General features: G+C 60.2%; 13 protein-coding genes. 8 read left to right on the forward strand and 5 right to left on the reverse strand.

Going from position 1 to position 12,898, the window contains the following annotated elements; translation table 11 throughout:
- Positions 1–12 precede the first annotated feature (12 nt).
- The gene (locus AC1D2N_RS18600; protein WP_026188713.1) at positions 13–975 is read left to right on the forward strand and encodes a lysylphosphatidylglycerol synthase domain-containing protein; all 963 of its coding nucleotides are present in this window, start codon (positions 13–15) and stop codon (positions 973–975) included.
- On the opposite strand, the gene AC1D2N_RS18605 is transcribed toward AC1D2N_RS18600, so the two are convergent.
- On the reverse strand, positions 922–2,448 hold the full coding sequence (locus AC1D2N_RS18605) for a phospholipase D-like domain-containing protein (RefSeq protein ID WP_131702032.1): 1,527 nt from the start codon (positions 2,446–2,448) through the stop codon (positions 922–924). The two genes, AC1D2N_RS18600 and AC1D2N_RS18605, sit on opposite strands and share 54 nt — an antisense overlap.
- A gap of 104 nt (positions 2,449–2,552) precedes the next feature.
- On the opposite strand from AC1D2N_RS18605, the gene AC1D2N_RS18610 reads away from it, so the two are divergent.
- Positions 2,553–3,797 (forward strand): DUF763 domain-containing protein, encoded by a 1,245-nt coding sequence (locus AC1D2N_RS18610; RefSeq protein WP_130729607.1) that lies wholly within the window; start codon positions 2,553–2,555, stop codon positions 3,795–3,797.
- A gap of 21 nt (positions 3,798–3,818) precedes the next feature.
- Here AC1D2N_RS18610 and AC1D2N_RS18615 read toward each other — a convergent pair whose 3' ends face one another.
- The 4 genes from AC1D2N_RS18615 to AC1D2N_RS18630 form a co-directional block, all read right to left on the reverse strand.
- A complete protein-coding gene (locus tag AC1D2N_RS18615; RefSeq protein WP_130729608.1) occupies positions 3,819–4,268 on the reverse strand; it encodes a pyridoxamine 5'-phosphate oxidase family protein in 450 nt (149 codons plus the stop codon).
- A gap of 98 nt (positions 4,269–4,366) precedes the next feature.
- Entirely contained in the window at positions 4,367–5,284 is a 918-nt protein-coding gene (locus tag AC1D2N_RS18620; RefSeq protein ID WP_112907125.1) for a DMT family transporter, read from the reverse strand.
- 183 nt (positions 5,285–5,467) lie between these two features.
- Positions 5,468–6,769 carry an MFS transporter gene (locus AC1D2N_RS18625; RefSeq protein ID WP_193442809.1) on the reverse strand — a complete coding sequence of 434 codons (1,302 nt, stop codon included), beginning with the start codon at positions 6,767–6,769 and terminating at the stop codon, positions 5,468–5,470.
- Between the two features lie 182 nt (positions 6,770–6,951).
- A complete protein-coding gene (locus tag AC1D2N_RS18630) occupies positions 6,952–7,404 on the reverse strand; it encodes a MarR family winged helix-turn-helix transcriptional regulator (RefSeq protein ID WP_130729610.1) in 453 nt (150 codons plus the stop codon).
- Between the two features lie 201 nt (positions 7,405–7,605).
- Between AC1D2N_RS18630 and AC1D2N_RS18635 the strand changes: the two genes are divergently transcribed.
- Genes AC1D2N_RS18635 through AC1D2N_RS18660 form a run of 6 tightly spaced genes read left to right on the forward strand, consistent with a single transcriptional unit; the run spans position 7,606 to position 12,637 of the window.
- Positions 7,606–8,145: a flavin reductase family protein gene (locus AC1D2N_RS18635; RefSeq protein ID WP_130729611.1), complete on the forward strand. Its 540-nt coding sequence runs from the start codon at positions 7,606–7,608 to the stop codon at positions 8,143–8,145.
- Positions 8,146–8,155: 10 nt separating this feature from the next.
- Positions 8,156–9,388, forward strand: coding sequence for a flavin-dependent monooxygenase (locus tag AC1D2N_RS18640; RefSeq protein WP_130729612.1), 1,233 nt, complete (start codon positions 8,156–8,158; stop codon positions 9,386–9,388).
- Positions 9,389–9,435: 47 nt separating this feature from the next.
- Positions 9,436–10,416 (forward strand): gamma-resorcylate decarboxylase, encoded by a 981-nt coding sequence (gene tsdA, locus AC1D2N_RS18645; protein ID WP_130729613.1) that lies wholly within the window; start codon positions 9,436–9,438, stop codon positions 10,414–10,416.
- Position 10,417: 1 nt separating this feature from the next.
- Positions 10,418–11,476 (forward strand): maleylacetate reductase, encoded by a 1,059-nt coding sequence (locus AC1D2N_RS18650; RefSeq protein WP_130729614.1) that lies wholly within the window; start codon positions 10,418–10,420, stop codon positions 11,474–11,476.
- A 19-nt stretch (positions 11,477–11,495) separates the two neighbouring features.
- Positions 11,496–12,344, forward strand: a complete 849-nt coding sequence (locus tag AC1D2N_RS18655) for an intradiol ring-cleavage dioxygenase (RefSeq protein WP_130729615.1) — start codon at positions 11,496–11,498, stop codon at positions 12,342–12,344.
- The gene (locus AC1D2N_RS18660) at positions 12,341–12,637 is read left to right on the forward strand and encodes a YciI family protein (RefSeq protein WP_130729616.1); all 297 of its coding nucleotides are present in this window, start codon (positions 12,341–12,343) and stop codon (positions 12,635–12,637) included. The genes AC1D2N_RS18655 and AC1D2N_RS18660 overlap by 4 nt, the downstream gene beginning before the upstream one ends.
- Positions 12,638–12,898 lie beyond the last annotated feature (261 nt).

Raw genomic sequence — 12,898 nt, forward strand, 5'->3', positions numbered from 1 at the left:
AATGGACAATCGATGAGCTTGAAAAGCATAATCTGGAATGGACTGCTCGTTGCCGCCCTTTGTCTCGCGGTCTTTCTCCTCTGTCGGATCTTCGAGCAGTATAGTCTGGGAGAGATCGTCCAATCGGTCCGCAGCATACCTCTTTCGACCTTTTGCACAGCACTGCTCTTCGCGGCGGCATCCTATCTGTGCCTCGGCTGTTTCGATCTCCTGGCGATCCGTTCGCTCGGCAAATCCTTGCCCTATTCCAGGATTGCGCTGGCGTCCTTCATCAGCCTCTCGCTCGGCCACAATATCGGCTTTGCCGGGCTGAGCAGCGGCGCCTTCCGTTATCGTTTCTATTCGCGCTGGGGACTGACAGCGGAGGACGTGGCGAAGATCATCCTGTTTTGCGGTGTCACCGTGGGGCTCGGGCTGATCACGCTGGGTGGTCTTGCGATGATCGTCAATCCCGGCGATGCCGGACGCCTGCTGCGCATCGATCCTGCAAGCGTCCGCATCTTCGGTGCGCTGGCGCTGGTCGTGCCGGTCGTCTATTCGGGCCTGGCGTTCTTCATCCGCGGCACGTTGCGGCTGTGGCGCTGGTCATTTCAGCTGCCGCGATTTTCGATCGCGGTCGCGCAGGTCGGGGTCGGGACGGTCAACTTCATGCTCGTGTCCGCCTGTCTGCACCAGATGCTCTCTGCCTTCGGCGACGTCGCCTTCTTCAGGTCGGTGACGGCTTACGTCCTCGCCAATTCGGCTATTCTCGCAACGCATGTTCCAGGCGGTCTGGGCGTCCTCGAGGCAACCGTCTCCTATGCCGTGCCGAAGGAGGCCTCGATCGGCGCGCTGATTGCGTTTCGCTGTGCCTATTTCTTCATTCCGCTGGTGTTCGGCACAACGCTTCTCGTCATCAGCGAGGTGATCTTCCGCTGGAGATCACGCGGGGCGGATGAGGAGGCGGACGAGCGCGCCGAGGCCCAGTCGGTCTAGAGGGGCGAAGGGTCGAACCGGGTCGAAGAGCGCGGTGCCTGAAATCGGCGAAATGCTGCCCGGCAGCTCGACGGTGAATTCCCGCAAGCCCCGAGGGCCATCATTGAGCGCGTCGACCGCCTCGATCAACGAGCCGCTTTGCATAAAGGCTGCGGCAAAGCTTTCCGGGGTGGTTCCGAGATATTCCGAAAGCAGGCGATTGCGCAGATCCGCGATCGCGCGGCGATGCTCGTTGTTGCCGGCCTCGAACAGCATGTCGCATTCGCAATCCAGTCCTTCCGAGCGATTGTTGAGGTTGGAGGAGCCGATGCGGACCAGCTCGTCATCGGCGATCATCAGTTTGGAATGGACGAGCACCTCGACCTCGCCATTCTCTCCAGGCGGGAGTGGCTCGGGTACGATTGGCCCGGGCACGACGGCATAATAGACGCGCAGGCGGTCCGCACGATCGGCGCGTTTCAGGCGGCGGATGACCCGGTCGCGATTGCCGCCCATGACAAGCTTTTCGATCAGCCCGTGAGAGCTGCGCGTGCAGATGATGACGACTTCAGGCCCGTCTTCCTCCTGCAGTCGCGCGGCAATGGCGTCGGCGACGCGGAAGGAGGCGAGATATTGCGCCTCGATGTAAAGCTGCCGCCGAACCCGGGCGATGACGTCCAATGTCATGGCGATGCCGTCGCTGATGCCGGGGCGAAGTGCGGTCGACGGCTCCGTCAGCGCGAAGCTGACCGCGATCTCCCTCATCGAAACGGCGAGATCCTCCGGCCAGGCGAAAGGGACGTCTTCGGCCAACGACAGGTGGTTTTCGCCGGTAGCGTTTTCCCAGCGCTGCCTGACGATATCGCCGATCAGCCTTGCGGCGTCGCCGGTGACCATTGCCTGAACGTCATGCAGCGGATCGTAGGAAACGCCCTTGGGGTCACGTCGCAATTTATCCTTGGCGCGGTGGAGCCAGGTGTCCCACCGGCGCGACGTCAGGTCTATGCCGCCGATGAAGGCGACGGCATCGTCGATACAGACGAGTTTCTGATGGTGACAACCGCGCAATGTTGGCTGAGGCTCGAAGCGTAAATCGATCCGCCCATTTCTGGGAAAGTTTTTCTTCCGCAGCACCCGCAGGGACTTGTCAGAATAGACGGGGCCGAGCGCCCAGATGAGGATGCGTATTTCGAGCTCCGGATTTACCGCTGCCAGGGCATGCAACAGGTCGGCCAGCGTTTCGTCGGACTTCTCGGGTTCCAACCGGATGTTCGGATTGAAATCCCACCCGACGATCCAGATGGTGCGCCGCGCCTGCCGCAACGTGCGCGCCAGCTCGGCGAAATAGCTGTTGCCGTTGATCAGGAAGGCCGCCTTGGCAGCACTCCCTTTCAGGCGCAAGGCACTGCCCTCCTGTTCTTGGCGGTCGCCCGGCCGTTGTGATTTTGTCTGGGGCAAGCTCGGGTTATTGAAGATGGTTTCGAATGTCGTCATGATTGCCTCGGCCTCTAACTGGAGCACAAACGCCCGGAATTTGCCTGGGTTCCCCGATGGCGTCAGACGACGGCCGCCTGCGATGCAGAATGCAAGGAAACGAGATGTCACAACGAGCAGGCAGCGCCGATCTTCCCCTTCACGGGGGACGCGTGCCGCATTGGCTGGGCGACCGGATGACGCGGTTGGGAACACTGATCACTGAGGCGATCGTCCATCACTATGGCCGCGACGAATTCCTGCGCAGGCTCGCGCATCCCTTCTGGTTCCAGTCCTTCGGCGCGGTCATGGGCATGGACTGGCATTCTTCCGGCATCACGACCAGCGTTCTCGGCGCGCTGAAGCGCGGGCTGAAGCCGCGCGCCGGCGAGCTCGGCCTGCATGTCTGCGGTGGTCGTGGCGCGCATTCTCGCAAGACGCCGCAGGAGCTCGTCTCGATCGGCGAGCGTGTCGGCCTCGACGGGGAGGGGCTCGCGACCACGAGCCGTCTCATCGCCAAGGTCGACAGCGCCGCCCTTCAGGACGGGTTCGACCTCTATCTGCACGGGTTCATCGTCGCCGATGACGGCCATTGGGTGGTTGTTCAGCAAGGCATGAACGGCGACAAGCGTCAGGCCCGGCGGTATCACTGGCTGTCCGAAGGGCTGGAGAGCTTCGTCGACTCGCCGCATGCGGCAATTGAGGGACGGAGCCAGGGCGAGATCGTCAATCTTGCCGACAGGCGCGCCGAACGCTCGCGGCGCGGTCAGCTCGATCTGCTGGCGACCCTCGGTCCCGACAGAATCATCCGTGAAGCCGCCGCACTGCTGCGTGTCGAAGCGCCGGCGCCCGAACCCGCCGAACAGCCGATGCTGCCGCACCTGATCATGCCTGCCCATCACGATGTCCGCGAGAGTGACGTCAACATGCGGCGCCTGCACGGAAATCTGGCCGCCGCGGCAGACCGCGGGCCAGCGGATTTCCAAGAGTTGCTGCTCGTCCCCGGCGTCGGTGCCCGCACGGTGAACGCTCTGGCAATGGTGGCGGAAGTCGTGCACGGTGCGCCCTGCCGATTTTCCGATCCGGCGCGCTTCTCGATCGCCCATGGCGGCAAGGATCGCCATCCTTTTCCGGTCCCGCTCAAAGTTTATGACGAGACGATCGCCGTGATGAAATCGGCGGTGCAGAAGGGCAGGCTGGGACGCGAGGAGGAGTTGCAGGCGCTCAAGCGCCTGGACGACCAATCCAGGCAGCTGGAACGCTATGTGACGGGTCCCGACCTCAAGGAAATCATCGCCGGCGAATTTCGCCAATCCGCCGATTTCGGCGGCCGGAGCGTCTTTGGCTGGGAGGAGCCGCCAGCGGAGTAGGGCAGCCTTTATGCCATTACCTTAACTTGCTGAGCCAGGCAGGACGACTTCGCCGTTTTCCTCACCATCCCAGTACCGGATGGAGGACGCTGAAACCTTGATGAGAACGATCCCGGGAGTGTCCACTCCGTCAGGAAACCACCGCTCGAGATCGGGGATCCAATGTTTTTCGAGTGCCGCCTTATCCCGTACCAGCGAAGCGACGCCCTCGACAGCAATGAAAATCCCCGGCTTGCCGAGGAGGCTGGGAGGCGCCGTGAACGTCAGCGAGACGGTGTCGACGCCTTCGATCTCCGTGATTTTTCTGCTGTCTTCATAGGAAAAGAACCAGGAATCCCCATCATATTCGACGTCGCCGTTGTTGCTCATCGGTCGGGCCGAGATGCGGCCCGACCCGGCGTTCGTCGACAGCATGCAGAAATCGATCTTCTTCAGTTGCGAGGAGAGGTCTTCGAGGGTCATGGATGCCATTGAAATCTCCCATGTTTGAATGCTCGGGAGTAGCGTGCAAGCGTCCAGATTGTTCCGTGGAAAGTCCACGGAAGCTACAGATACGCAGCGCTATAGCTTCAATGGCCGTCGGGCGGGACGGCCTCAGTCGGAACCGTCTCTTTCAGATTCTTCCGGTGGAAGATGAACAGCCCTGCAACGACGATGATCGCGGCACCGATGATGATCTGCATATCGGGAACATCGTTGAAGAAGAGGTAGCCGAGGACGATTGCCCAGAGCAGCAGCGTATATTGAAGCGGCGCGAGCAGCGATGCCGGTGCGAGCTTCAGCGAGCGCGTGATGAGCAGATGCGCGCAGGAGGCGACGATCCCGAGCAGCAGCATGCCGGACCAATCGACGAGCGTTGCCGGCTGCCAGTGGCCAATGCTCAAGACGATACCGATCGCGAGGGCCGCAATCGTCTGCCATGTCACCAGAGTGGTATCGCTGGTCGAGCGCAGATAGCGGCTCATCACCAGAGACAGCGCAAAGGCAAAGCTGCCTACAAGACCGAAGAGCGATGGAAGCGACAGCATCGCCGTGGATGGACGCAGCGCGATGACGACGCCTGCAAAGCCGATCAGAACAGCCAGCCAACGGCGCCAACCGATCTTTTCTCCGAGAAAGAAATGCGAGAGCGCCGCGATATAGATCGGTCCCGCCATATAGAAGGTCATCACATCTGCGAGCGGCAGATAGGCGACGGCAGCATAAAACAGCGCGACATCGCAAGTCGCCATCAAAACACGTATGAACTGGAGGCCTTTCTGCTCGACGCGGAACAAGGCCATCGGCCCTTGCCGGAGGATCATTGGTCCGAGCACGATGAAAGCGCCGACCGAGCGGATCACCAGCACCTGGCCGACGGCAAAGCTCGCGACCAGCCATTTGCCCATTGCATCGTTCAGTGCAAAGAGCAGATCGCCGAGCAGCATCAGCACGACGCCTGTTATGATCAGGTTTCCGGCGTCGGCGACACCCGTCTGGGTCTTCATCTGTGGCATCCTCGCAAAAACGGCCGCGCATGCGCGGCCGACTGCGGCTTCTGCCTTAACACTGCCGATGTCAATGGTCAGTTTGAAGCGATTGCACTCGAATTGGGCAGCGAGATGTCTCTTTAGGCACTTGTGCCCACTTGTCGGCAGGTTCTGGATGCAGGCCTGCCGACAATCTGGCCGTCAATCAGCCGTTTTTCGATACAGCAACGTCATGAGTGCGAGCATGCATCCCAAGGCTGCTACCGATGCGAAGATGTAGAAGTTCCACTGCGGAGCCAGGCCTGCACCCAGAACCGCACCGCCGATGGCCGGTCCTATCATGCCTCCGATACGGCCGATGCCGAGCGAGAAGCCAAGGCCGGTTCCACGGATTTCGACCGGATAGAGGTTTCCAACGAGAACGTTGGCGAGGATCTGCGTGCCGATCGTTCCCGTACCTGCAAGTGCTACGAGACCATAGACCTGGAGGCCCTGATCCACCTGCGTCAGCAACCAGATCGAGCAGGCTCCGAGAAGAAACATACCTGCAACGACTATCTTGACGTTTCCGCGGTCGGCAATCCTTGCGCCAATCAGGAGGCCGACTGCGGCTCCGAGATTGAGCGTTACGGAGAAGAGCAGGGCGGAACCGAGGTCATAGCCCATCTTGTTCATGATGGTCGGAAGCCAGTTGACCATGCCGAATGTGAGCAGAAGCGAACAGAAGTGGATGCCCCATGCGTTCAATGTCGGCAGCAGGCGACCTTCGGAAAACAGCGACCGGATGCCGACCTGGCGTGACGCAACAGGCCTGGCTACGGGATCGGGCAGCCCGTACTGGTTTGCAATCTGATTGGCTTCGGTCTGGCGGTTCTTCGTTGCCAGCCACTCAGGGGATTCGGGGATGAGGCGGATGAAGAAGGGCAGAAGCAGGATCGGTGCGCCGCCGATGATCATCAGTGGACGCCATCCGTATTTCTGCACCAGCAGCATTCCGAGGATACCCGAGATGATGCCGCCAGCCAAATAACCGAGAAGAGCAATCGAGTAGGCTATTGCCTTCCGCTTCGGCGGAGAAAACTCGATGATCAAAGCAGTTACCGTGGGAAAAAGAGCCCCAAGGCCCAGACCGGCGAGAAAGCGTGTTCCCTCGAAAATGAGAAAGCTCGGCGCAAGACCGCTGCCGATCATCATAACGGAGAAGCTCAGCAGGCTGCCTATGATGACCTTGCGGCGACCTATCCTGTCAGCAAGTGTTCCGGCGACGAGAGCGCCCAGCAGCATGCCGAACAGGGTGATGGAGGCAGCGCGTCCGACCAGGCCGGGCGTCAGGCCCCAGCTCGCTTCGGCGAGCAATGCCGGCGCGACTGCGCCGTAAACGATCAGGTCATAGCCGTCGAACAGGATCAGCAGACCGCAAAGGGCGATGATGATATTCGGGCTGCGAACGTGTTCCTTGATAATAGCGAGATCTTGTATGGCCAATTTTCCCTCCCCATACATTTGAGTACAGGAAGTACGCTCCTGCCAGCGGCAGGTCCGCGTCGATCCATGTACAAATCCTCCTGGATCGTTGCCGGCGTGGTTCCTCCCAGCGCCAGACTCGCCCGTGAGAGGGCGATGTCAAGACAACGATGACACGCTATTAAATACTTGCGAATAAAATATTTGCAACTGCAAACTTTTCAGCTCGCAACTTTTCCCTTTCCGGTTATTGCCGGTAGGTTGCTGTGCATGCGGCGCAGCGCCTTCTTCAGGGCTGCGACCTCTTCGTCCGACATGTCCTGCACCGCGGTGCGTTCAAGTTCCACGGCAAGCGGCATAAGCCTTTCCGTCATCGCCTCGCCCTGCGGGGTCAGCCTTACGATGACGATACGGCCGTTATCTTCCGGACGTGTTCGCGACACCAGCTTGCGCTTGGCCAATGTACCGACGAGGCGCGAAAGCGTCGAAATCTCGACAGAGACGACGTCCGCGAGATCCCCCAGGGTGCTCTCCCGGCGTTCCTTGAGCATGGCCAGGACCCGGTACATCGCCACGCTGAGATTGTCTTCGGCGATTCTCTGCGCGAATACCTCGGCTATCCGCACGCCGGCGCGATTGAGAAGATAGGGAACGGAATCGGTAAGTTTGTACATGTCTCTGTCTGCTGGCGGGATTCGGCTTGCTGAGGGCTCCCTCCGACATGCACCTAAATTACCGGGATGACAACACGATTGGCTTTCTGCTGCCGAGAACGGCTGGGTAGATCAAGCATTTTCCCGTCTAATTTCTAAATTTGCATTGACAATAGTTGCAAATGCAATAATTTGGACACCAAGGAGACACGGGAGGAAATCATGTCTGCCACTGCTGCCCTCGACATAGCGCCGGCCCCCGCACCGATCAGCGATGCGTTTCGATCGACCATGCGCCGTTTCCCGGCAACGGTGACGGTCATTTCCGCCTGTCGCAACGGTGCCGATCATGGAATGACGGCTACTGCCGTCACATCACTTTCGATGGATCCGCCATCTCTCATTATCTGCCTGAACAATCGCACCTACCTGCACGACATGCTGCTCGAGGTGCCGGAATTCGCAGTCAGCGTTCTGACCGACAGGCAGGCAGCCGTATCGGAAGGGTTCAGCGGCAAGATTGCGCCTGAGCGTCGCTTCGATGCTGCCGATTGGGTTCGCCATGAGCGCGGCATGATGGTGCTGGGCTCCGCTCATGCCTCGGTTGTCTGCCGCCGTATGGGCGCGGTTCCCTATGGAACGCACACGATCTTCATCGGGCAGGTGGTGGATACACGCCATTCCGACGACACGACCGCGCTGATGTACGAGAACTCGAAATATTGCGCGCCACAGCACGCGCTTCCTGCATCCCAGAACTGAAGGTAGTTCCATGAACAATACAGCTGCCCTGTTTCCCGCCTCGGCGCGGGTTGAGAACGCATGTCTTGCAGATCGTATCGCCCCGGTGTTGGACGAGATCAGTGCCGGCGCGCGCGACACGGAAAAATCCGGCCGCGTGCCGGCACGCAATATCGATCTGCTGCGCTCCGCCGGCTATTTCGATATCGTCAAGCCTGCCCGTTTCGGTGGCGACGAAGGTTCGTTTGCCGAGCTTGTCGATGCAAATATCCAACTGTCGTCGGCCTGTGCCTCCACCGGCTGGGTTGCTGGCCTCCTTTCGGCGCATCAATGGCTCCTCGCCATGTTCGATGAAAGGGTTCAGCAGGAAGTGTGGGGCAGCAATCCGGATGCGCTGCTCTGCGGTTCCTATGCGCCGGTCCGCATGGCGGAACGCGTCGACGGTGGCTTCCGGTTAACCGGCGATTGGGCCTTTGCAAGCGGATGCGAAAATGCCCAGTGGGCGCTCTGTGCGGCGATCATTCCGCCAAACGGCGAGGGGGAGCGTCCTGTGCCGGCGTTCCTTCTGGTTCCCGCCAGCGATTATGCCATTTCTGAGACCTGGGATGTTGTCGGCCTCGCGGGCACCGGCTCAAAAAGCCTGATCCTCAAGGATGTCTTCGTTCCGGAATACCGCATGCTGAGCTTTCCGGATGCGACCTCCGGCAGAACGCCGGGCGGACGTGGCTACAAGGGTATCGGCCTTTTCAACATTCCGCTGCTCATGGGGGTTCCGTTCTGCCTCGGCAGCGCAGCCGTCGGTGCGGCGAAGGGCGCATTGGAGAGCTATATCGGCCACATGGGGGCCCGTGTGACACGTGGTGCAGTGGCCGGTGGCAACAACAAGATCGCGGAATTTCCGACGATCCAGCTTCGTGTGGCGGAAGCCTCCGCATCCGTGGATGCCGCCCGCGAAATCATTCTGCGCGATATTGCCCGGGCGCAGCAACTGGCCCAGGCCCGCGAGGATGGCGCCGGCGAGATCACCGAAGACGATCGGATTCTCGCCCGTCGTAGCCAGTCCTTTGCGGTCAGCCTGGCCCTTCGGGCCGTGGAAGCACTCAATGCATCGACAGGCGGCCTCGGCCTCCAGATGTCCAATCCCGTCCAGCGGGCATGGCGTGATGCAAATGCCGTCGGGCGCCATATTTCCATGAACTGGGATGCCGTGGGCACCATGGTCGGCCAGCAGCTGCTCGGTCTACCGCCCAAGGGACAATTCTGATCCGCCATCCCCATTATTTCGGTTTAAGACAGGAAAGAGAGCATATCGTGCAAGGCAAGATCGCGCTTGAAGAACATTTCGCCATTCCCGAGACGCTACAGGATTCGGCTGGATTCGTGCCGGGCGACTACTGGACGGAACTGTCCGCCCGTCTTCTGGATATCCAGGACAAGCGTTTGCGGCTGATGGATGCCCACGGCATCGAGAAAATGATCCTGTCGCTGAACGCTCCGGCCGTGCAGGCGATCCCGGATAAGGCAAACGCTCTGGAGATTTCCCGGCGCGCCAACGACTTTCTGGCGGAGCAATGCGTCAAGAACCCGAACCGTTTCCTGGGATTTGCAGCTTTGCCCCTGCAGGATCCAGATGCGGCCGCGCAGGAATTGCAGCGCTGCGTGACAACGATGGGTTTCGTCGGCGCACTGGTCAATGGCTTCTCGCAGGAAGGCGACGGAACCACGCCGCTCTACTACGACCTGCCGCAATATCGTCCGTTCTGGGCCGAAGTCGAAAAACTCAACGTTCCCTTCTATCTGCATCCGCGCAACCCGCTGCCGCAGGATAGCCGGATCTATGCCGGCCATTCCTGGCTGATGGGTCCGACATGGGCGTTCGCGCAGGAGACCGCTGTTCATGCGCTACGCTTGATGGGATCCGGCCTGTTTGACGAACATCCGGCTTTGCGGATCATCGTTGGTCACATGGGCGAGGGACTGCCATATATGATGTGGCGCATCGACAACCGGAATGCGTGGGTCAAGGTGGAAAAGAATTATCCGGCCAAACGCCCGATTGCCGATTATTTCAACGAGAATTTCTACATCACGACGTCGGGGAACTTCCGCACGCAATCGCTTATCGATGCTATGCTGGAAATCGGCGCGGACCGAATTCTGTTCTCGACGGACTGGCCATTCGAGAACGTCGACCATGCTGCAAACTGGTTCGACAGCACGACCATCTCCGAGGCCGACCGTCTGAAGATCGGTCGCAGCAATGCGATTTCACTCTTCAAACTCGATCGATAGCATGGTTGCACCTTTCAGATACGCGGCCAGCACGGCCCAGGTCTTCTTCGGGAGCGGCTCGTTGAGCCGTCTCGCCGAGGCGATTGCAGGGCAGGGCGGCAAGCGCGCCCTGATCCTTTCGACCCCGCACCAGAAAGCGGAGGCGGAACGCATCGCGGCTACCCTCGGTCCGCTTGCGGCGGGACTGTTCCACGATGCGACGATGCATACGCCGGTCGATGTGACCGAGCGCGCGATCGCGGCATACAACGCAGCCGGCGCCGATTGCGTGGTCGCAATCGGCGGTGGATCTACGATTGGTCTCGGCAAGGCGATCGCCTATCGCAACGACGCGCCACAAATCGTGGTGGCGACGACCTATGCGGGATCGGAGGTTACACCGATCCTCGGCCAGACAGAAAACGGGCAGAAGACGACGGTCCGCGGGCCCGGCATCCTGCCCGAAGTGGTGATCTACGACCCCGAATTGACATTGGGATTGCCGGTCAACATCAGCGTCAGCAGCGGGCTCAATGCAATGGCGCATGCGGTCGAAGGTCTCTATGCGCAGGATCGCAATCCCATTTCGTCGATGATGGCGGTCGAGGGCCTGCGCGCGCTGAAGCAAGCTTTACCTCAAATCGTCAATACCTCTGGGGACATCGAGCCGCGAAGCGAAGCGCTTTACGGTTCCTGGCTGTGCGGCACGGTGCTCGGAGCAGTTGGCATGGCCCTGCATCACAAGCTTTGCCATACGCTGGGCGGTAGCTTCGATCTGCCGCATGCGGAAACCCACGCGGTCATTCTTCCCCATACTGCCTCCTACAACGCGGCGGCCGCAGCGGATGCGTTAAAACCGGCCGCCGATCTTTTTGGCGGCTCGCTGGGCGGCGGTCTCTATGATTTCGCCGCTTCGATCGGCGCCCCCTTGGCGCTGCGCGATCTGGGTATGGAGGAAGCCGATCTGGACCGTGCGGCGGAACTCGCCGCCCAGAACCCCTACTGGAACCCGCGCCCGATCGAACGGGAAGCGATCCGGGTTTTGTTGCAGAGCGCCTGGGAGGGCGCGCGGCCGCGTTAGCGCTTTGGAGGATGGCCACGTGCCTGAATATTTCAGCGAAGAGAGATCCGCGGAAGCCGTCAACTCGCGGATGGGGCGGGACATTAATCCGCGTCTGGCCGAAATCATGGCGTCGCTTGTCAGGCACCTGCATGCCTTTGCCAAGGATATCAGCCTGACCCAGGAGGAATGGCAACTGGCCATCGGCTTCCTGACCCGAACCGGCCATCTCTGTCATGACGAGCGACAGGAGTTCATCCTGCTCAGCGATACGCTGGGTTTGTCGATGCTGGTGGATGCAATCAACAACCGGCGTCCGCCGGGCGCCACGGAAAATACCGTGTTCGGGCCGTTCCATGTCGAAGGCGCGCCCATACGGCAGATGGGTGAAAACATCTCTCTCGACGGCAAGGGCGAGAGCTGTCTCTTCATCGGGCGAGTGCTGGATCTTAACGGCAATCCGATCGAGGGAGCCCAGATCGATGTATGGTCGGATAATTCCGATGGCTTCTACGATGTCCAGCAGCCGGACATCCAGCCGAAGTGGAACAACCGGGGCATCTTCGTCACCGGCGCAGATGGCACCTATAGTTTCGTCGGCATAAAGCCGGTTTCCTATCCGATTCCGGATGACGGCCCGGTCGGCCAGATGCTGACCTCCCTCGGCCGCCATCCCTACCGTCCTGCCCATACCCATTACCTGATCACGGCTTCAGGTTATCAGAAGCTCGTAACCCACACCTTTGTCGGCGACGATCCCTATCTGGGATCCGATACGGTGTTTGGGGTGAAAAACAGCCTGGTTGCGCCTTTCGAGCGTGTCGATCGTGCGACGGTCTGGCGTTCCGATTTCGATTTCGTGCTGACGCCAGTGGAGAGTGGAGAATGATCGTTGCCCGCTATGCCGTATCCGACCCCGGCAAGGCTGCCGAACGTTCCCGATTGATCGACGAACACAAGGCCTATCTGCGGGGCGCGGCGATCCGCATCCTGCTTTCCGGACCCTCTACACCGTCGGCGGAGGGCAAGGGTTCTACCGCCTTGGTGATCGCGGAAGTCGAAACGCTCGCGGAGTTCGAGGCGTTCAGCGCAGGAGATCCCTTCGTCCGCTCCGGTGTTTACGGCAGCGTCGATATATACGAATGGCGGCCTACTTTTGGGGTTCTTCTAGAGAGTCTCTGACCAGCGTTTCGACCTGCCGAAGGCGATGAAATGCAGAACTTGCGGGGCCGAGACAATCGTCCATCAAAGGCTCCGGCGGTCTTAGTCTTTACCCTTCAGATTCTTGCCAAAACGGCTGCGCGCGTGCGAGGAAGGTCCGCTTCGGCCTTCGAGCGACCGTCTTCAGGCAAAGCAAATGCAGCGACATCAATGCCGCTTCTCGGTGTCTTCGAGCGCCGGAAGGCGGCATCAATCGCCATTCAGAACGTTGATACCTGAAAT

Source organism: Rhizobium sp. P1_B8, from assembly GCF_056406515.1.

Bases quoted from the DNA above. Each gene is read 5' to 3' on its own strand.
- AC1D2N_RS18640 (WP_130729612.1), top strand. From the start codon at position 8,156: ATGAACAATACAGCTGCCCTGTTTCCCGCCTCGGCGCGGGTTGAGAAC.
- AC1D2N_RS18625 (WP_193442809.1), bottom strand. From the start codon at position 6,769: ATGTATGGGGAGGGAAAATTGGCCATACAAGATCTCGCTATTATCAAG.
- AC1D2N_RS18660 (WP_130729616.1), top strand. From the start codon at position 12,341: ATGATCGTTGCCCGCTATGCCGTATCCGACCCCGGCAAGGCTGCCGAA.
- AC1D2N_RS18610 (WP_130729607.1), top strand. From the start codon at position 2,553: ATGTCACAACGAGCAGGCAGCGCCGATCTTCCCCTTCACGGGGGACGC.
- AC1D2N_RS18615 (WP_130729608.1), bottom strand. From the start codon at position 4,268: ATGGCATCCATGACCCTCGAAGACCTCTCCTCGCAACTGAAGAAGATC.
- AC1D2N_RS18635 (WP_130729611.1), top strand. From the start codon at position 7,606: ATGTCTGCCACTGCTGCCCTCGACATAGCGCCGGCCCCCGCACCGATC.
- AC1D2N_RS18600 (WP_026188713.1), top strand. From the start codon at position 13: ATGAGCTTGAAAAGCATAATCTGGAATGGACTGCTCGTTGCCGCCCTT.
- AC1D2N_RS18650 (WP_130729614.1), top strand. From the start codon at position 10,418: ATGGTTGCACCTTTCAGATACGCGGCCAGCACGGCCCAGGTCTTCTTC.
- AC1D2N_RS18620 (WP_112907125.1), bottom strand. From the start codon at position 5,284: ATGAAGACCCAGACGGGTGTCGCCGACGCCGGAAACCTGATCATAACA.
- AC1D2N_RS18630 (WP_130729610.1), bottom strand. From the start codon at position 7,404: ATGTACAAACTTACCGATTCCGTTCCCTATCTTCTCAATCGCGCCGGC.
- AC1D2N_RS18605 (WP_131702032.1), bottom strand. From the start codon at position 2,448: ATGACGACATTCGAAACCATCTTCAATAACCCGAGCTTGCCCCAGACA.